The 17925-nt window shown below is 67.9% G+C and carries 19 protein-coding genes; all 19 read left to right on the forward strand.

What is annotated here, in order from left to right; all coding sequences use genetic code 11:
• Positions 1-63: 63 nt before the first annotated feature.
• The 19 genes from QM638_RS15255 to QM638_RS15345 all read left to right on the forward strand — a co-directional run bounded on the left by QM638_RS15255 (position 64) and on the right by QM638_RS15345 (position 17893).
• Positions 64-687: a hypothetical protein gene (locus QM638_RS15255; protein WP_415143148.1), complete on the forward strand. Its 624-nt coding sequence runs from the start codon at positions 64-66 to the stop codon at positions 685-687.
• Positions 672-1631, forward strand: coding sequence for a hypothetical protein (locus QM638_RS15260; protein ID WP_415143150.1), 960 nt, complete (start codon positions 672-674; stop codon positions 1629-1631). Before QM638_RS15255 ends, QM638_RS15260 begins: the two co-directional genes overlap by 16 nt.
• 96 nt (positions 1632-1727) lie before the next feature.
• Positions 1728-2333, forward strand: a complete 606-nt coding sequence (locus QM638_RS15265) for an SAF domain-containing protein (RefSeq protein WP_415143152.1) — start codon at positions 1728-1730, stop codon at positions 2331-2333.
• Position 2334: 1 nt separating this feature from the next.
• Positions 2335-3099, forward strand: a complete 765-nt coding sequence (locus tag QM638_RS15270; protein WP_415143153.1) for a hypothetical protein — start codon at positions 2335-2337, stop codon at positions 3097-3099.
• Positions 3096-4580, forward strand: coding sequence for a CpaF family protein (locus tag QM638_RS15275; protein WP_415143155.1), 1485 nt, complete (start codon positions 3096-3098; stop codon positions 4578-4580). Before QM638_RS15270 ends, QM638_RS15275 begins: the two co-directional genes overlap by 4 nt.
• Positions 4577-5440: a type II secretion system F family protein gene (locus QM638_RS15280; RefSeq protein ID WP_415143156.1), complete on the forward strand. Its 864-nt coding sequence runs from the start codon at positions 4577-4579 to the stop codon at positions 5438-5440. The genes QM638_RS15275 and QM638_RS15280 overlap by 4 nt, the downstream gene beginning before the upstream one ends.
• Complete coding sequence (locus QM638_RS15285) at positions 5437-6342, forward strand: type II secretion system F family protein (RefSeq protein WP_415143158.1); 906 nt, start codon at positions 5437-5439, stop codon at positions 6340-6342. Before QM638_RS15280 ends, QM638_RS15285 begins: the two co-directional genes overlap by 4 nt.
• Before the next feature lie 62 nt (positions 6343-6404).
• Entirely contained in the window at positions 6405-6596 is a 192-nt protein-coding gene (locus tag QM638_RS15290) for a hypothetical protein (protein WP_415143160.1), read from the forward strand.
• On the forward strand, positions 6565-7002 hold the full coding sequence (locus QM638_RS15295; RefSeq protein ID WP_415143162.1) for a TadE family protein: 438 nt from the start codon (positions 6565-6567) through the stop codon (positions 7000-7002). The genes QM638_RS15290 and QM638_RS15295 overlap by 32 nt, the downstream gene beginning before the upstream one ends.
• Entirely contained in the window at positions 6999-7427 is a 429-nt protein-coding gene (locus QM638_RS15300; RefSeq protein ID WP_415143164.1) for a TadE/TadG family type IV pilus assembly protein, read from the forward strand. The genes QM638_RS15295 and QM638_RS15300 overlap by 4 nt, the downstream gene beginning before the upstream one ends.
• A complete protein-coding gene (locus QM638_RS15305) occupies positions 7424-7861 on the forward strand; it encodes a pilus assembly protein TadG-related protein (protein ID WP_415143165.1) in 438 nt (145 codons plus the stop codon). Before QM638_RS15300 ends, QM638_RS15305 begins: the two co-directional genes overlap by 4 nt.
• Before the next feature lie 62 nt (positions 7862-7923).
• Positions 7924-11001 carry a LysM peptidoglycan-binding domain-containing protein gene (locus QM638_RS15310; protein ID WP_415143167.1) on the forward strand — a complete coding sequence of 1026 codons (3078 nt, stop codon included), beginning with the start codon at positions 7924-7926 and terminating at the stop codon, positions 10999-11001.
• 129 nt (positions 11002-11130) lie between these two features.
• Positions 11131-12702: a bifunctional DNA primase/polymerase gene (locus tag QM638_RS15315; protein WP_415143169.1), complete on the forward strand. Its 1572-nt coding sequence runs from the start codon at positions 11131-11133 to the stop codon at positions 12700-12702.
• Between the two features lie 376 nt (positions 12703-13078).
• A complete protein-coding gene (locus QM638_RS15320; protein ID WP_415143171.1) occupies positions 13079-13927 on the forward strand; it encodes a serine/arginine repetitive matrix protein 2 in 849 nt (282 codons plus the stop codon).
• Positions 13920-14954 (forward strand): ParB N-terminal domain-containing protein, encoded by a 1035-nt coding sequence (locus tag QM638_RS15325; protein ID WP_415143173.1) that lies wholly within the window; start codon positions 13920-13922, stop codon positions 14952-14954. Before QM638_RS15320 ends, QM638_RS15325 begins: the two co-directional genes overlap by 8 nt.
• Positions 14955-15076: 122 nt before the next feature.
• Positions 15077-15688: a hypothetical protein gene (locus QM638_RS15330; protein WP_415143175.1), complete on the forward strand. Its 612-nt coding sequence runs from the start codon at positions 15077-15079 to the stop codon at positions 15686-15688.
• Between the two features lie 150 nt (positions 15689-15838).
• Positions 15839-16804, forward strand: a complete 966-nt coding sequence (locus QM638_RS15335; protein ID WP_415143177.1) for a C40 family peptidase — start codon at positions 15839-15841, stop codon at positions 16802-16804.
• 16 nt (positions 16805-16820) lie between these two features.
• The gene (locus QM638_RS15340) at positions 16821-17120 is read left to right on the forward strand and encodes a DUF6112 family protein (protein ID WP_415143179.1); all 300 of its coding nucleotides are present in this window, start codon (positions 16821-16823) and stop codon (positions 17118-17120) included.
• On the forward strand, positions 17117-17893 hold the full coding sequence (locus tag QM638_RS15345) for a DUF6349 family protein (RefSeq protein ID WP_415143181.1): 777 nt from the start codon (positions 17117-17119) through the stop codon (positions 17891-17893). The genes QM638_RS15340 and QM638_RS15345 overlap by 4 nt, the downstream gene beginning before the upstream one ends.
• The last annotated feature ends 32 nt before the right edge of the window (positions 17894-17925 follow it).

A 17925-nucleotide genomic window follows, 5' to 3' on the forward strand; every position in this document is an offset into this window, starting at 1 on the left:
ACTGACAAGGCGTCGCGCGCGCTGTTCGCGAGACCATCTCGTGGGCACGACAGGTCCTCGGCCATGACGAACGCACAGCGACTCTCGGCGCTCGCGTCCGCTGCACTGTTGGCGGTCGCCGTAACTGCCTGTGCCTCCAGCCTCAGACCGACCACCAGCCCGAGCAGCACTCGAAGTCTCCCGTCGCCGACGACAGCGACCAGCGTGGCGACGCCGCCATCGGCGAGCGAGGCCGCATCGCGGGCCGCCTCCAACCTCGTAACGAGGTACTACGCGACAGTCGACCAGCTCGGACAACAGTTGAGCGCGCCGCTCGATGATCTCTCTGCGGTTGCCGCGGGAGTTCAGCTGAACGCCGAGAGGACGCTTCTGAAGGAGCAGCGACGATCCAAGGAGAGGCAGATCGGCGACACGAGGGTCGCGCGACTGGAGGTTCAGTCGGTTAACCTCGACAACTCCGACCCCTCGGCGGGCAAGGTCCCGACCGTCGAACTCGACGTCTGCTGGGACGTCAGCAAGGTTGACGTCGTGAACGCCTCGGGCAAGTCGATCGTCAGCAAGAGCCGTGCCGATACCGGATGGACCCGTCTCATCGTCGCGAACTACCACTACGCCACTGACCCGACGCGCGGTTGGCGTGTAGCGACCGGTCAAGATCTCGAGAAGGCGCCATGCGCAGCCTCGTGATCCGGCTGCTTCCAATGTTGGTCGCGGCCGGTGGCCTGGTCGTGTTCGGCCATGCGGTCGCGTACGCCGACACCGTCTGCCAGCAGACCAACCCAGCAACAGGCGAGTGCCTCATCTGGGTCGAAGTCCCTGGCAGCAACCCCACTCCTGGCGGTGGCAGCAGCGACGGTCCTAGCGATACCGGGTCCGGCACTGCCTGCTACTGGGACGGCACCAAGCAGGGCATCACGAAGCCGCCTCCCGGGCCTGTGCCCTGCTCGAGCGATGAGGGCTATTGGTCCAATGACCATAACTGCTACATCTCGGCCGTCGATCCGCAGCCGCCGGCCGGTGACCCGAGTTGGCAGGGGCACCTTCCAGGCGACGGCACGGTCTACAACTGCTACCAACCACAGACCGACCTCCTCGTCGAGATATGGGCTCAGGACCCGCCACCGAACTCTGGCGCCGGCCCGACACCCCGCGACGTGGCCCAGTTGGCCATCAAGCAAATGGACCTCGAGGCCGTCAACATCGGCATCACACCGGACCCGGGCACCAACAGCATCGGACTGGTCGGCATGCCGATCTGGTTGTGGGACGCCGGTCCCGACGCGCACACCTTCGGACCAGCAACGGCTTCCGCGACAGCGGGCGGCATCACCATCACCGCCACCGCGAAGGTCAACAAGATCACCTGGGACATGGGCGACGGCTCGACCGTGACCTGCACGACCGCAGGCACGCCGTACAAGGCGTCGTACGGAAACAAGAAGTCCCCGGACTGCGGCTACGTCTACACGAAGTCCAGCTCGCACGAGCCGGGCGGGAAGTACACCGTTACCGCCACATCGGACTGGGTGATCACCTGGGAAGGGGCCGGGCAGAACGGGGTCATCCGGCTCAACGGACTGTCGCGATCAGTGCAGATCGCGGTCGGGGAAGCGCAGGTGCTCGTGCAGTAGCGGGCACCTAGGACGAGGGCGAGAGGCACAGGTATGAGTACAGCCACCCGAGACGAGAGGGCTCTTCATCAGGAGGGTCCAGCGCCGACCGCCCTCGTGCCTCCACCGAAGCTGCGCCGACGGCCTGCGCTCATCGCGGCAGCGGTCGCGGCGATCTGCCTTGGCGCGCTGCTCGCCGGATGGGCGTGGAAGGCCACGACCGACACCCAGGAGGTGCTGGTCGCGCGCGACACCATCTCTCGTGGCTCGGTGATCAAGGCTTCCGACCTGGAGCGGGTACGCCTCAGCGCCGATCCCGCTCTCCACCCGGTGCCGGGATCGGAGTTCGACGAGGTCGTTGGCAAGCGCGCCTCCCTGGACATCGCGGCGGGCGGAATGCTGACCCCAGAGTCGTTCACCTCGACCATCGTTCCTGGCGACGGCCAGTCGGTCGTCGGTGTCTCACTCACACCAGCACAGTCGCCGGGGCTGGCGCTGAACAGCGGTGACCACGTCCGCGTCGTCGTCACGCCCGGGCAGGGCGCGGACATCCCTGCTGGCGCGCCGCTGTTCAACGAGGCGACCGTGGTCGGAGTCCACACTGACGAGACCTCGGGCAACACCGTGGTGGATCTGCTCGTCGATCATGCCGATGCGGCTGTGCTCGCCGAGCGGGTGGCGACCGGGAACATCGCCATCGTCCTGGACTCGCGGGAGAACTGACATGGCGATCATCGTCCTCGCCTCCGCCTCCGGCTCGCCCGGCGTCACCACGACCGCCCTCGGACTGGCGCTGTTGTGGCCGAGACCGGTGCTGCTGGTCGAGGCCGACCCGACGGGCGGCTCCGGGCTGCTCGCGGGCTACTTCCGCGGGACGCGCGACGACCCTGGCCTGATCGAGCTGGCGCTGACTGCGAGCAACCTCAGCGATGCTCTCGCCGATGTGGTTCAGAAGGTCGACGGCACGACGGTCTCCTTCGTCCCTGGTACCCGCTCGCACACCCAGGCCAGCGCGTTGCGGGACCTATGGGCGCCGCTGGCCGAGACCCTCGGTGAGCTGGAGGCGACCGGCCAGGACGTCATTGTCGACGCCGGTCGGCTCGGACTGAACGGATCGCCGACCCCTCTGCTCGATGCGGCCGACCTGGCGCTTCTCGTCAGCCGTACGTCGCTTCCGGCGATCTCCGCGATGCGGTCGTGGGCCGACGCCTTCCAACGCCCGGCTCTCGACTGGCACCAGTCGGGCCTCCTGGTTGTCGGCCCCGGGCAGCCCTATGAGGCGAGCGACGTCGCCGACGTCGCCGGACTGCCAGTGGTCGCCACGCTAGCCGCCGATCCAGCGTCGGCCGAGGTCTTCTACCGGGGCGCCGACCAGCCGAAGCGGTTCGAGTCCGGCCCGCTGGTGCGCAGCCTGAACGCAGCGGTTGCGTCGATCCACTCGACCATCAGCCGGCGCCGTACCGAGCTGCTCGAAGGAGCCCGGTCATGACAACCGAGCGCTCCGAAGGGCGCAAGGCGCCGCTCGCGGGGTTGCCGCTGTTCAGCAAGCTGCCTCCAATGCCCACCGAGCAGCGGAACAGTCCCCATCTTATGGCCGCGCCGGAACTGACGACCGTAAGCAGTGGACCTATCGGCAGCAACGTGGACTGGTCGCTTGTCTCTGCCCTGCGGGCGCAAGCGTCCGAGCAACTCAGCCAAGCTGTCGCCGCCGAGCGAGGCCGGCTCGACAAGATCTCCCAAGAGGAGCTCGGCAGGACGATCGTGCTCGACCTGATCGAGGCCACAGTCGCCGACCGCGTGAACGCGGGCTCGACCGCGATGTCGCCAGCCAACCAGGACGCGCTCGCCCGGGCGGTCTTCGACTCGCTGTTCCGGCTCGGGCGGCTTCAGCCTTTCGTGGATGACGACCGTCTAGAGAACATCATCATCACCGGACACGACAACGTGCTGCTCGAACTCACCGACGGCTCCCTAGCCGACGGGCCGCCGGTGGCTGACTCCGATGAGGAGCTGATCGACTTCCTGGTCTTCCTCGCCTCCAGGTCCGAGGTCAACGCCCGCGGTTTCTCCGAAGCCCAACCGCGCCTGCATCTGCGCCTAGACGGCGGCTCGCGCCTGGCTGCTGCCGCGTGGGTGACCCCGCGACCGTCGGTCGTGATCCGGCGTCACCGGTTAATGGAGGTCACCCTCGATGACCTCGTCGAACGCCAGATGCTCACTCCCGTTGTCGCGTCGTTCCTGCGTGCGGCGGTGCGGGCGCGCAAGTCCATCGTCGTCTCCGGGTCACAGGGCGCTGGCAAAACGACCCTGGTGCGGGCACTGTGTGCGGAGATCGACCCGCTGGAGGCGATCGGGACCTTCGAGACCGAGTACGAGCTGCACCTGCACGAGCTGCGCGACCGGCACCGGATCGTCCACCCGTGGGAAGCCCGACCTGGGTCCGGCGAACGCGGACTCGACGGCAAGGCCGCGGGCGAGTTCACGCTCGATGAGGCGCTGGTCGACTCCTTCCGGTTCAACCTCTCCCGTCAGATCGTCGGCGAGGTCAGGGGCCGTGAGATCTGGGCGATGATCAAAGCGATGGAGAGTGGGACAGGCTCGATCTCCACCACTCACGCCTCCGACGCGGTCGCGGCGATCCGCAAGCTCGTGACCTGCGCGATGGAGGCCGGACCGCACGTCACCCACGCACTGGCGACCTCGAAACTCGCCGCGACAATCGACGTCATCGTCCACCTCGACCTCCAGACGTCGAGCCAGGACGGGCGCAGCGTCCGACACCGCCGGGTGGCCGAGATCATCGCCCTCGACCCCGGTGAGCGCGAGACCGGCTACGCCACCACCCACGTCTTCGCGCCAGACCTCGACGGCACCGCCGTGCCCGCCGTGCTGCCCGACTCGTATCGAGCGCTGGCACGTTATGGGTTCGACCTCAACGGCTACCTGGCGCAGCAGGAGGTGCGGTCGTGATCCTCCTGGTCCCCGCTATTGCGGGCGCTCTCGTTGTCGGCGGCCTGATCGCGCTCGGGCTCGGGCTCCGCCCTTCCCCGGTCATCCAGCGCCCCGCCCGACCCCGACGGTTGCCGAAGCTCTCGGCGCAGGCTCGGCGACTGCTGCTCGCCGGGGTCGCCGTCGGCATGGTTGCGTTCCTGATCACCGGATGGGTGCTCGCCCTTCTCGTCGTCCCCATCGCGTTCGTCGGACTGCCCCTCCTACTCTCCTCCTCCTCAGCCGCCCAGCGCATCGCGCGTCTTGAAGCGATGGAGGAATGGACCCGCTCGCTCTCCGGCGTGCTGACCGTCGGCGTCGGCCTGGAGCAGGCACTGGTCGCCACGCTCCGTTCCACCCCTGCCGCCATTGCTCCCGAGGTGACCCGACTGGTCGCGCGGCTGCGGGCACGGTGGGTCACCGAGGACGCGTTGCGGGCGTTCGCCGACGAGCTGAACGACGCCACCGGCGACCTCGTGGCCGCGAACTTGATCCTTGGTGCCCGCCGGAGGGGCGCAGGACTCTCCAGCGTCCTCGAGGGACTGGCCGAGTCCGTTGCCGCCGACGTGCGCTCCCGGCGTCAGGTCGAAGCCGACCGCGCCAAGCCCCGGTCCACTGCCCGGTGGGTGACGCTCATCAGCGTCGGTGTGCTCGTGATCCTCGCCGTCTCGGGGACGTACGTGAAGCCCTATCAGAGCCCGCTCGGCCAGGTCGTCCTCGTCGGCCTGCTGGCGGCGTACGTCGCCACGCTGGTCTGGATGAAGCGCATGGCGATTGGGCGGGCGATGCCGCGGTTCCTCGCGCCCGTCCCAGGTTCACCCAAGGAAGGCGGCGCGGCATGACGACCGGACTCCAAATCGCGCTGCTCGGCGGCGGATTTCTCGGCCTGGGGATCGTGCTGCTCATCGCCCGCCTCATGCCCGCCGAACCGGACCTGGCCGAAGCACTCTCACGGCTCACCCCAACCCGGGGACGAGCCAACGCTGTTGGTCCGGTCACGACGGCGAAGGGCAAGGAGCGGATCGGGGTCTGGGCGATCAAGGCCCTGCCGCCGGCCATCTGGATCAGGACCCCGGCCCGCGAGCTGGCGTTGCTGCGCATCCCGTTGGCGAGGTTCTACGGCGACAAGATTGTCATGGCCGGCCTCGGCCTGGTGATCCCGCCGCTGCTGGGGTTCTTCTTCGACCAGATCGGCCTCGGGTTTCCCCTCGCCATTCCGGCCGTCGCCTCCATAGGACTGGCCGTGGTGATGTTCTTCCTGCCCAACTACAACGCCGTCGACGACGCGAAGAAGGCCCGGCTGGAGTTCGCCCGCGCGCTGGGTGCCTACATCGACCTCGTCGCCCTGGAGCGCAACAACGGCTCCGGCGTCCGTCAGGCGATGGAATCCGCGGCCGAGGTCGGCGACTCGTGGGTGTTCACCCGGCTCTCCGAGGAGCTGACCCGGTCACGCTGGTCGGGCCAGCCACCGTGGGACGCGCTGCACGCGCTCGCCGAGGAACTCGGCCTGTCCGAGCTGGACGACTTTGCCGACATCATGCGCCTCTCGGGCGAGGAGGGCGCCTCCGTGTACGTGAACCTGCGTGCCCGCTCGGCCGCGATGCGTACGGCGATGCTCAACGACGAGATCGCCGAAGCCAACGCGGTCGGTGAGCGCATGACCATCCCCGGCTCCTTGCTCGGCGTCATCTTCTTGGCGCTGCTCGTCGCCCCGTCGTTGCTGCGGATGTTCAGCAACACCTGACCACCAGAGAACCCCACTCAGCCCCGAGGAAGGGACACCCGTTCAGGAAAGGAAACACCAGAATGAATCGACTGCTCGCACTCCTACTCACCGTCCATCTGGGCCTCGATACCAGGCTCCGCCGCGCGCGCTCAGAACGCGGCTCCGTCACGATCGAGAACGTCTTGTGGGCTGTGGCCGTCATTGTCTTCGTGGGAATCGTCGTCGCGGCGATCAAGGCGTATGTCACCTCGCAGGCCGGTAACATCAAGTAGCCATCGTCGACCAAGACAGCTGCACCGCCGCCGACGTGGCGAGCGCGGCTCGGTCTCGATCGAGATGGTCATTCTGCTGCCCGCCTTGTTCGCCGTGATGTTCCTCGGCAGGCAGGCGGCGCTGTTCTACCACGCCCGCACAGTGGCGATCGCCGCCGCACAGGAAGGCGCGAAGGCCGCCGCAGCCGAGAACGGCAAAGACTCCGACGGCGTCACAGCCGCGTCCTCGTTCGTCGCCGATGCCGGCGGCGACGACGTGCTGACCGACGCCAGCGCGACCGCGAACCGCACCGCGACCACAGTCACCGTCACGGTGACCGGCCACAGCCTCAGTGTGATCCCCGGCTGGAGTCCGGCGATCGTCCAGTCGGCAACGTTGCCCGTCGAGAGACTCACCGCACCATGACCGGCCAGCGGAGGGACGAGCGGGGCTCGGCGGCTGTCGAAGCCGTCGTCGGCGTACCCGCCTTCATCCTATTCGTCGGGCTCATCATCTTCGGCGGACGAACGGCGATGACCCACGGAGCCGTCGAATCAGCCGCCGCCGACGCTGCCCGCTCCGCCTCGATCGCCCGCGACCCCGCCGAGGCATCGAGCGACGCGAAGACCGCGGCCGAGGCCAGCCTCGCCAACCAGCACATCCACTGCCTGAGCGTCACCGTGAACATCGACGACTCCGCCTTCTCCCTGCCCGTCGGCACGCCAGGCTCGGTCACCGCCACCGTGGAGTGCCTCCTCGACCTCTCGGACCTGTCTGTGCCGGGCGTGCCAGGCAGCCGCCTCATCAAGGCCACCGTCAGCTCGCCGCTGGACACCTGGAGGGAACGGTGAGCACGCGCCGCACGCGCCGTACACGGGACGAGCGCGGCTCCATCAGCATCTGGATGGTCACCGCGAGCTTCGTGATGATCGTCCTCGTCGGACTGGCCGTCGACCTCGGCGGACAGGTCCAGGCCAAGGAGCGCGCCCACGACATCGCCGCCGAAGCCGCCCGTACCGGCGGGGAGCAAGTGCAGGCCGCACCCGCCATCGAAGGCCAGTACCTCGCTGTCGACACCACCGCCGCCAAGAAGGCTGCCGAGGACTACCTTGCCGCCTCGGGCGTCACCGGCACCGTGACCATTACCGGCGGGAACACGATCATGGCCGACGTCACCGACGTCTACGACCCGAAGTTCCTCAGCATCATCGGCGTCGGCAACCTGACCGTCACCAGCAGCGCCGCGGCACGACTGATCCGCAGCCTCGGAGGGAGCGAACGATGACCCAGCCCAGCTTCGCGCAACGACTCCAAGGACTCGGAGCAGCACTCGCGCTCCTGCTCTTGGTGGTCGGCATCCCGGTCGTGCTCGTCGCCATTGGCGCCGCCCCGTGGAACGCCCAGCTCGACCAGACCCGCACCCTGCTCACCAGCCCCGACGACGGCACCCTGGCGATGGTCGTCATCGCCGCCGCAGCGTGGATCGCCTGGCTCCTCATCGCCGTCTCGTTCCTCGTCGAAGCGGTCTCGCGTGTCCGCGGGCTACCGGCGCCGACTCTTCCGGGATTCGGCGTGCCTCAACGCGCCGTAGGTCAGCTCGTGACCGTCGCAGCCCTGCTCTTCGTCGCAGCCCCCACCGTGATGGTTGCGTTCCCGACCCCGCCCGCCCACGCCGCAGCGGCCGCGTCCGTCCTCGACACTCCCCAGGTTCAGGCTGCGCCCGTCCTCCCGGAAGCTGCGCCCGTCCAGGCCCACGTCGAATCGGAGACGAAGCACAAGACGACCATCGACTACACCGTCAGACGCGGCGACAGCCTGTGGAAGATCGCCGACCACCTGCTCGGAGACGGCTCACGATTCCGCGAGATCGTCGACGTCAACCGCAGCGTGCTCGACCGGCCCGACTTCATCACCCCCGGCACAGTGCTCAAGGTGCCATACGAGGCGGCCGAGCCCACCTCCGACCGGCCGACCGAGGAGTACGTCGTCCAGCCCGGCGACACGCTCTCCGAGATCGCCGAAGCCAAGCTCGGCGACCCAAAGCTCTACCCAGAACTCTTCGCCGCGTCGCGCCGCACCGTCCAGCCCGACGGCGAGCACCTGACCAACCCAAACCTGATCCGCCCCGGCTGGGACATCACCATCCCCGGCCAGGCCAAACACAAGGCGGAGACTCCCGAAAAGCCGACGCACGAGGTGACGCCACCAGCCTCCGTCGATCCGCCGACACAGACACCCACCGAGACACCGACCCCTACAAGCGAGGCAACGTCGAGCTCGACCTCGACCGCCGATCGAGAGCCCACTAGCACCCACGCCGCGACCGATAACGAAGCCGAGTCGTCGACTCCCAGCTGGCTGGTGCCCGGACTCACCGGCGCGGGCGCGGTCCTTGCCGCCGGACTCCTCGCCGCGCTGCGCCGGCGCCAGCGCACCCAACTGCGCTACAGGCGACCCGGGCACATCGTCGTGCCACCGCCTACGCCACTGAACGGCCTGGAGAAGACCCTTCACATCGAAGGCTCTTCTAGGACCACGCAGGTCGAGGCGCTGGACCACGTTCTCCGGCAGATCAGCGGCAGCCCTCGCGGTCTGCCCGAGGTGATCGCGGTCGCACTCTCCGCTGACGAAGCAACGCTCCATCTGGCCGAGGCCAATGCCGATGCGATGCTCCCGGAGCCGTGGAGCGGAGCTGGCCGAACCCGCATAGCCCCACTCCAAAGCGGCAGTGCCAAGCCACTTGAGCAGAGCCCACCGCCGTACCCACTCCTGGTCGCCGTCGGACAAGACGACGCCGGCGCGATCTGGTTCCTCAACCTCGGCCACGCGGCGCACGTCGCCGTCACGGGCGAGGCCAACGTAGGCGAGGACTTCCTTCGCCACCTCGCTGCCGAGCTGGCACTCAACTCGTGGTCCGCCGAGGTCGACATCGACACCTTCGGCCTCGCACCCACGCTTGTGGGCATTGACCCGCACCGGCTTCACCACCACGCCGACACTCGCCTGCTCGACAAGCTCACGGCAGACCTTACCCAACCCGGCATCCCCGGCCTTGCCCCAGAACGACGCCGCACCCTGCTTCTGGAGCACACGTACGCGGACACCGATGCGGCGCACGCAATCACTTCGGCCAACACCACTCATGCGGCTCGCGGCATCACCGTGGTCACCGTCGGCGAGCACCGCACCGACGAGTCGCTGGCACTGGACATCGACGAGTCCGCCCGACTCACCATTCCCCTTCTCGGCATCACCATCGCGGCAGCGGGCCTGAGCGACGAGGAGGCATCGGCGTGCGCGGCGATCCTCGCAGTCACCCGAGACGCCACTCTCGCCGCGGTTCCTGTGGACGAGGCGGCGACCGGCCGCGACAAGCTGGTCGACAAGGCCGGCGCGCTGCGTGACCAACTCGTGGAGTCCCGGCCAATGGGACCGGCAGGCGGCACAGCGCTTCTCCCTCGGCCGACCAGTGAGTACGCCGACATCGCGGCGACCACGCCCGAAGACCTCGAGACACTGGCACCGATCGTACCCGAGACGACTCGCACCGCTGTCGAGGACGCCGACCCGACCTTGGACCAGGAAGTCGCGTGGTGGTTCGACCCCACCTGTCGCCTCCCACGCATCAGCGTCTTGGGACCGGTGCATGGGCGTGCTTACGGGGACGCGACGGACATAGCCGGCCGCAAGCCTTTCTACACCGAGATGCTGGCCTTCCTCGCCCTCCACCCCGGCGGGGTGACCTCCGGGCAGGTCGCCGACGCCTTCGCCATCACGCCCAAGCGAGCCCGAGTCGACATGAACGCGCTCCGCTCCTGGCTCGGCACGAACCCTCACACCAGCGGACCGCATCTCCCGAAGGCGGACGAGTCCCGGGCCGCGAGGCAGCGGGGCGGGTACTTCTATCAAGTCGACGACGTACTGCTGGACGCCGACCTGTTCCGGCGTCTCCGGGCTCGGGGTCAGGCGCGTGGCGCGGCAGGCATCAGTGACCTCGCGACAGCCCTGAGACTGGTCACCGGCCAGCCATTCGGGCAACTCCGCAACAACGGCTGGTCCTGGGTCCTGGAGGGCGACCGGCTTGACCACATCCTCACCTGCGCCATCGTGGACGTCGCCCACATTGTGACGACCCACGCCCTCGCCGAGGGAGACCTAGCGATGGCCCACGAAGCCGTCGAGATCGCCCACCATGCCGCACCGTACGACGAGATCACCAGCCTCGACCTCGTGGCCGTCGCCTCCGCCGAAGGCCATGAGGAACTGGCCGAGCAACTCCTAAACGACCGAATCTACAACCGCAGCGACGACGACCTTGGACCCGTCGAACTGCCCCCACGAACCCAAGACATGACCAACAAACGCGCCCAGAACGGCTCCCAACCGAGCGGAAACCGCCCCGCTTCGACCTCTCGCAAGGGGTAGCTCGAAACTTTCTTCAACTTCTTGGGGAACCCCCGGCTGACCTGCGGAAACGCACAATCCCGGTAGGGGTTCCCCTTCAGGGGAACGCTGGGGGAACCCCCTCGGGGGGAGCCCATCCGGTAACCCCCTGTGGCGAACGTCGAGCACATGAACAGCTCGACGCGAGAACTTCCGGCGTGGTCACCGGGCCTACTCGCAGACCTCACCACGGCACCCGATCCGGGCGCCGCCGCGCTGAGGCTTGCGCAGGCTGGGGTGCCGGTCTTTCCGTGCGTTCCGCTGGGCAAGGAGCCCCTGACTCGGCGTGGCTTCCTCGACGCCTCGGCTGACCCCAGCCGGGTGACGCACTGGTGGCGACGCTGGCCACAGGCCAACCTGGCGATGCCCACTGGCGCACCGTCGGGCATCGTCGTGGTGGACGTGGATGTTCACGCCACAGGCAACGGGTTCAACGCCTTCGAGCGCGCCCAATCGGCCGGACTCGTAGACGGCTGGGCTTGGATGGTTCGCACGCCGTCAGGCGGCCTCCATGCCTGCTATCCCTCGAGGCCCGGTGTCTCGCAACGCTGCTGGCAGATTCCTCGCCGGCACGTCGACTGCCGGGGCGACGGCGGCTACGTCGTACTGCCGCCATCGCGGGTCTCGCTGTCGGGTGGGGCCGTTGGCGAGTACCGAGTCGTCTCCATTACCGAGCGTCAGCCCGCTCCCATCGACACCACGGCACTGCGCCGGTTCCTCGACCCTCCGCGCCCCGCCTCGTCGCCCCGGCAACTGCCCCCGACTACGGCGAACTCCACACCGGACCGGCTGGCTGCCTGGGTGTCCACTCGCCCCGAGGGAGCCCGCAACCAGGGCCTCTTCTGGGCCGCGTGCCGCATGGTCGAGGCCGGCCACGATCTCGGCGCCTCACTGGACGTGCTCGGGGACGCCGCTCGTGCCGCCGGACTCTCCGAGCGTGAAGCAGAGACCACGATCCGGTCGGCCTACCGAACCACCACTCCGCACCTCCAGCGAGTCCCGAACTTCTGGGACTACGCCGATGGAGGTGACAGGACCGTGAGAACGATGTCGATGAGTCCGGTCGTTGCCACCGCTGTCGCCGGGACGGTCGTGATCGCAACAGGTGCGTTCTGGTTGTCGTTCACCTCGCTGACCGATCTGGCCCGACGATCCGGCATCGCACCAAGTCGGGCATGGGTATGGCCCCTCATCGTGGACGGCATCATCGTGGTCGCCACTGTCGCGGTCGTGGCGCTGTCCTCGGCAGCTGACCCGCGCGCGACGTGGTATCCGTGGCTGCTGCTCGCGTCTGGCGCGGCCGTCTCGGTCGCAGCCAATGCGCTGCACGCGGTGATCGCCGCCGACGCAGACGTGCCCGGACTTGTTGCAGCCGCTGTTGCATCCGTCCCACCCGTGGTGCTGCTGGCCATCACCCATCTAACGGTGCATCTGACGCGCAACGCCGAGGTTGGACATGAACCCGGCGTGAGCGATTCACATCCCCCGTCAGATGCCACCCCAGCCGAGACAAGTCCAGTCGACCAACGCGCCGAGGCGGAGCAACTGCGACTGGACGGGATGAGCAACCGCGCCATTGCCCGCCACCTGGGCGTACATCCCTCGACCGTCGGCCGCTGGCTGGCACCCATCGACGCGAGCACCGCGGCAACCGCAGCCATCCCGAGCAAGGAGCAGAGATGAACCAGCACCACGCCTACGAACGTCGGGCCGATCGAACGCTCGACGAGCAGAACCCGCCGGAGACAACGTCACCCGAGCACTCAGCGCTCGCCACTCACCGCGACCCCTCACGAGCAGCCGCGCGAGCCGAGGTGAGCCGAGGTGAGACCGCCCAGAAGGGACAACGGAGCATCGCGTGGATTCGCCCATCCGAGCTTCCCACCGCTCTCGGCTCACCGATGTTGCGGCGCGGCATCGACCTCGAAGCCGAGCTCGCTCGCCGAGCGCGGCGAACTCCCGCCCAAGCCGCGTGGCAGGTCCGTCGCCGCATCACGCGCAACGCGATCGGCCGCCCCGAGCCTGCCACCACCACGATCAGCGACCAAGGGATACGACTGTGAAGCGCGACGGGGTGACTCGGCCCCCGTTCGCCGAACCCGAAGGACTGCGCGCGATCCTGCGCCGACTCGACCAGGCCGGCCCTCAGAGCTGGCGTCAAGACCCCGAGGCGGCCGAGTTGATGCGCTACGCGATGGACAAGTACGGCGCACTGGCGCGCAAGCACCACCTGGAGCCCGAAGACGCTGCGGTCGCAGCGTTCGAGGTCATGCGCACACAGTCGGCCCGCAACGCTCGTGATCCGTGGGCCGTGGTCACTCGCGCGGTCTACGTCACCTTGGTCGCGGAAGAACGAGCCAACGGTCTCCTTTGCTCTACCCATCAAGCACGCCGCCCGCACGTCTCGGTCCACCACGACGCCGAGCGCTTCAGCGAACGAGACGTCGCTCTCATCGACTACCACCCCGCGCTCCAGGCCGGCCTCGGCTCCGCGCTCGAAGACGGACCCAATGAGGACGACGAGCCCACGAACGCCTTCTTCGCGCTCGACGACACAGTGGAGGTATTCGTCGAGCTCGGCTGGCCGCAGGAGGTCGCGCGCAACGGCGTGGAGTACATCTGCACCCGCCTCGCTCGCTCCGAGGACCGGCAGGGGGCGTTCGAGGCCCTGCGACGGGACCACTACGCCTTGGCGATGCTCGACATCAACCAGCGCGTATGGCTGGCGATGCTTCGTACAGTCCTTGGCAACCAAAACCCTGATCGCACGAAGACGAACGCCGGGCGGGGCGTCCTGCTGTTGCTGCTCACCGGCTACGACCTCGCGGACGTCCTCGACATGCCTGAGATCACCCGAAGCGTCCTCTCTGTCGCCGACGCCGTAGTGGCCGGGGGCGCGCATGTCTGAGCAGAGCGGACACATCGAGCTCGCACGCAGCCTCGATTCGATCGTGATCGGCTTCCGGCACCGCCGAGACCTTGGCAACATCGACGCGCTGATGCGCTCCATCGAGGAGCATGGGCTGTTGCAGCCCATCACAATCACCCCGGACGGTGTGCTTGTCTGCGGTCGTCGGAGGCTGGAAGCGGTCAGACGGCTTGGCTGGCGCACCTTGAAGGTATGGGTACGTTCCGGCCTCTCCGACGAGTTGTCGCGCATCCTCGCGCAGCAGGACGAGAACGAACAGCACAAGCCGCTGACACCGTTGGAGGAAGCGGCCCTCTTCGAGGAACTGTCCCGTGTGCTGACCGAGGACGCCGCACGTCGCCAGGAGGAGTCGCGCTTCGGCGGAACAGGCACCTCGGGAGAAGTGAGCGGTGGCGAGGACTCCTCACCACCGGGAGTCGCGGGGGAAGTCAACGGTGGTGAGGACTCCTCACCACCGGCGGGACCCAGAGGAAAGACCCGCGAACAAGCATCAAAGATTCTGACCGGGAAGCTGTCGTTCCAGCGGCTGGAGCAGACCAACGCCGTCAAGCGCACCAGTGAAGACCGTGAACTGCCGCTGCTTATCCGCGAGCTGGCAGCCACCGAGTTGAAGAAGATCGAGAACGGCGCGGACGTGTCGCCTGCCTTCCACCGCGTCAAGGCAGCCATCGAATTGGCTGGCGCTGACCTTTCGGCTGGATCGTCGCCAACCGCCGAGGAACTCGAACAACTCTTGGAGGAAGCAGACGAGCGCGCCCGGCAAGACCGCGCTCGGGGCGGTGGCCGGCCTCGTGCCAAGCAGAAGAGCCCCACGACCTCACGGTCGCTGCGCGCCTTCGTCTTGACCTGGAGCGACCTCGACGGCTGGTCGCGCCACTACGACGCATCCGAGGTCGCAGCCCAGCTCAAGGACGGCGATTGGGAGATGTTCGAGCGGGTGCTGGCCGAGACCGCGGACTTCGCAGCCTCTGTTCGTGAGCTGCGCCAGATGCCGGCCTCGGCCTGATCGGAACCTTCTGAGCACCTGCCTGCTGTCCACGTTCTCCGCGCCGAGGAGTCTCCATGCTCTTTCCGACTACTGACGATCTCCGCCGACGCCGCCTCGTCGTCACGGGAGTCGCAACTGCCGTGCTGCTGATCGCCTGCATCACGTACGCGGTGCTCGTCCATCGCTCGCACGAGGCCAACATCGCCGCCACGACGCAGACCCCCGGCACAACGAAGCCGATCGCCTCGAAGCCGTCGCCCGTACCGACGAAGCTCGATGCCCTCCAACCCACTGACGACCCGGAGCAGTTCGCCCGCGAGGTCGCACAAGCGATCTTCGCGTGGGACACCACGACGATGATCGGACGCGACGACCACATCGAGCAGCTCGTGAAAGTCGGCGACCCGACCGGAGAGTCGACCGTCGGCCTGCTGTCCGACCTGGAGGGCTACCTGCCGACCGAGGACGCGTGGCTCGACCTCGCGCAGTACGAGACCAAGCAGTGGCTCACGATCGACTCGGTCACCACGCCGTCGAAGTGGGCCGATGCCGAGGCTCAGGCCGGGAGCGCGCTCTTGCCCGGAACCACGGCCTTCACGATCCACGGGGTACGCCACCGCTCTGGCATCTGGGAGGGCTCGCCCGTCGCCACCGAGCACGATGTCGCATTCACGATCTTCATCGTCTGCGGCCCGTCCTACCCCGAGTGCCACCTGCTGCGGCTCTCGGTCCTCGACGATCCGCTGGACTGAGCGATGCTCAAGGCTGCGGTCGGCTCCGCACTGACCGCGATCTTCGCTGGTCCAGCGTGCGTCCTGCTGTCTCTTGGGGTGCTGATGAATCCGGCTGCCCAAGCTGAGTGCCTGCCGTCGAGTCCGGTCGTCGACGCGACACCCACCAGCGTGACCGCGACGACCACCACTGGGAAGAGCGTCACGCTCGACCAGGCGCAGCTCACTCGCGCGGCCACGGTGGTCAGCGTCGGCGCGGGCACGAACGGCGTCGGCCGCGACGGGATCGTCATCGCGCTGATGGCCGCGCTCACCGAGTCGAGCCTTCACCTGCTGTCGAACACAGCCGCCTACTCCGACTCGGCGAACTACCCCAACGACGGCGACGGCTCTGACCACGACTCACTCGGACTGTTCCAGATGCGACCCAGCACCGGCTGGGGCTCGGTGGCGAACCTCATGGATGCCGAGTACGACGCCGAAGCCTTCTACGGCGGGGCCACCGGACCGAACCACGGCTCGCCTCGTGGCCTGCTCGACATCACCGACTGGAAGCTGCTGCCCAAGGGCGCCGCAGCCCAAGCAGTCGAGGTCTCGGCCTACCCCGACAGGTACGCGGCCTACGAGCCGGTCGCCGAGGCCATCCTCAACGCACTCGCCACCAGCAGCTCATCGGGCTCCTGCGGCGACCAGAACCCGGGCTCGGGTGTCCAGTTGCCTCCTGGCTTCGCGGGGGCACTGATCGCGGCGGCGCAGACGCAGATCGGGAAGCCCTACGTCTGGGGCGGCGGCACCTACACCGGCCCCTCCGGCGTCGGCTCCGACGGCCGTGGGCCGGGCTTCGACTGCTCCGGCCTCGTGCTCTACGCCGCCTACCAAGCCTCTGGCGGCAAGTTGCGACTCCCGCACTACTCCGGCGCCCAAATGACCTACGGGCAGCCAGTCGCGTGGGACGACAAGCAGCCCGGTGACCTGATCTTCTTCACCGAATCTGGCGCCTCCGAGCCGCACCACGTCGCGATCTACGTCGGCGACGGCAAGATTCTCCAAGCCCCACGCACCGGCGAGAACGTCCGCTATGGCACCGTCTCGGAGTTCGCCGGCCAGACCATGACCGTGCGCCGCCTCGGCGAGTAGTGAGCACCTGGACCACATGACCAGCTTGCTCACCGCTCCTGTTCTCGCCATGTCGGTGGGGCCTGACTTCGGCGCCGTCAGTGGGTCGAGCCAACTTCGCTCCATCGTCGGCGCGCTGCTGACCTACGGCCTGCTGATCTCGGTGCTGATGATCGTCGTGTGCGCCGCGACCTGGGCCATCGCGTCCTCGGCTGGGAGCTGGCAAGCCGCTGCGAAAGCGAAGACCGGCCTGTTCGTCGCTCTTGGCGGTGCGGTCTTGATCGGCGGTGCGCTTGCCTGGGCCAACTGGCTCCTGCACCTGGGCGCGTCGCTATGAGTCGACGCGGCCAAGCCGCAACCGAAGTCGATTTTCAGTTTGCCTTCGACATCGAGGGAATGATCCGCGAGGCCGAGATCGAGGCCGCCCCGCCTTGGACCGGCGCACCGCTGCATTTCACGATCGGCTACTACGCGCCAGGCGAACTCGACGCCGCGTTCGCGCATTGGCAGTTCCTCAACAGCGGGGTGCTCGGTGCCTACAGCCGCAGCCACATGTGGCACCGCGCGGTGGCGGTGCCAGGAGGGGTCCAGGTCGGTGACCACGGTTTCGACATGTTCAACGCCGACCTGCGCTGCCTCGCCGACTCCCACCGGCACGGCAACTGCGAGTGCATGGGCGACCACCTCTATCAGTCAGTCTGCGAACCGTGCGAGTGGCACACCGTCGTCACAGGCGAGAACGAGGCAGTCGAAGCGTGGCACGACCACGCGATTCCCGACTGGCGGGACCTGCCGATTGTCCCAGTCCACATCAAGGTCGTCGACTCCAGCATGAGGCCAACCAAGCAAGCCCGGGATTGGATCGAGGAGCACTACCCCGAGCACATGCGTTTTCCAGGGGCTCCGATCATCACTGAGCGTCCCACGATGGGGCACCGGCATGTGCCCGGACGGTCACCGTGGGCCGGCTACGACCTCTCCCACACGGCCGTCGACCCCGACCGAGTTGTCCCGGCGGCCAAGCCGACGGCTCGGGCACGGCGAGCGCGACCAAGCCCCGAGGCCAGACGCACCCCAACTCCGTCATCGGGTCTGGGCATCGGCGACTGAGACGGTCGGGGAAAGGCGAGCACCTGACCAGC

It is taken from the genome of Nocardioides sp., from assembly GCF_047606145.1.
In the GTDB taxonomy this organism is placed as follows: Bacteria; Actinomycetota; Actinomycetes; order Propionibacteriales; family Nocardioidaceae; genus Nocardioides.

Bases quoted from the DNA above. Each gene is read 5' to 3' on its own strand.
- QM638_RS15255 (WP_415143148.1), top strand. From the start codon at position 64: ATGACGAACGCACAGCGACTCTCGGCGCTCGCGTCCGCTGCACTGTTG.
- QM638_RS15260 (WP_415143150.1), top strand. From the start codon at position 672: ATGCGCAGCCTCGTGATCCGGCTGCTTCCAATGTTGGTCGCGGCCGGT.
- QM638_RS15270 (WP_415143153.1), top strand. From the start codon at position 2,335: ATGGCGATCATCGTCCTCGCCTCCGCCTCCGGCTCGCCCGGCGTCACC.
- QM638_RS15275 (WP_415143155.1), top strand. From the start codon at position 3,096: ATGACAACCGAGCGCTCCGAAGGGCGCAAGGCGCCGCTCGCGGGGTTG.
- QM638_RS15285 (WP_415143158.1), top strand. From the start codon at position 5,437: ATGACGACCGGACTCCAAATCGCGCTGCTCGGCGGCGGATTTCTCGGC.
- QM638_RS15290 (WP_415143160.1), top strand. From the start codon at position 6,405: ATGAATCGACTGCTCGCACTCCTACTCACCGTCCATCTGGGCCTCGAT.
- QM638_RS15295 (WP_415143162.1), top strand. From the start codon at position 6,565: ATGTCACCTCGCAGGCCGGTAACATCAAGTAGCCATCGTCGACCAAGA.
- QM638_RS15300 (WP_415143164.1), top strand. From the start codon at position 6,999: ATGACCGGCCAGCGGAGGGACGAGCGGGGCTCGGCGGCTGTCGAAGCC.
- QM638_RS15325 (WP_415143173.1), top strand. From the start codon at position 13,920: ATGTCTGAGCAGAGCGGACACATCGAGCTCGCACGCAGCCTCGATTCG.
- QM638_RS15340 (WP_415143179.1), top strand. From the start codon at position 16,821: ATGACCAGCTTGCTCACCGCTCCTGTTCTCGCCATGTCGGTGGGGCCT.
- QM638_RS15345 (WP_415143181.1), top strand. From the start codon at position 17,117: ATGAGTCGACGCGGCCAAGCCGCAACCGAAGTCGATTTTCAGTTTGCC.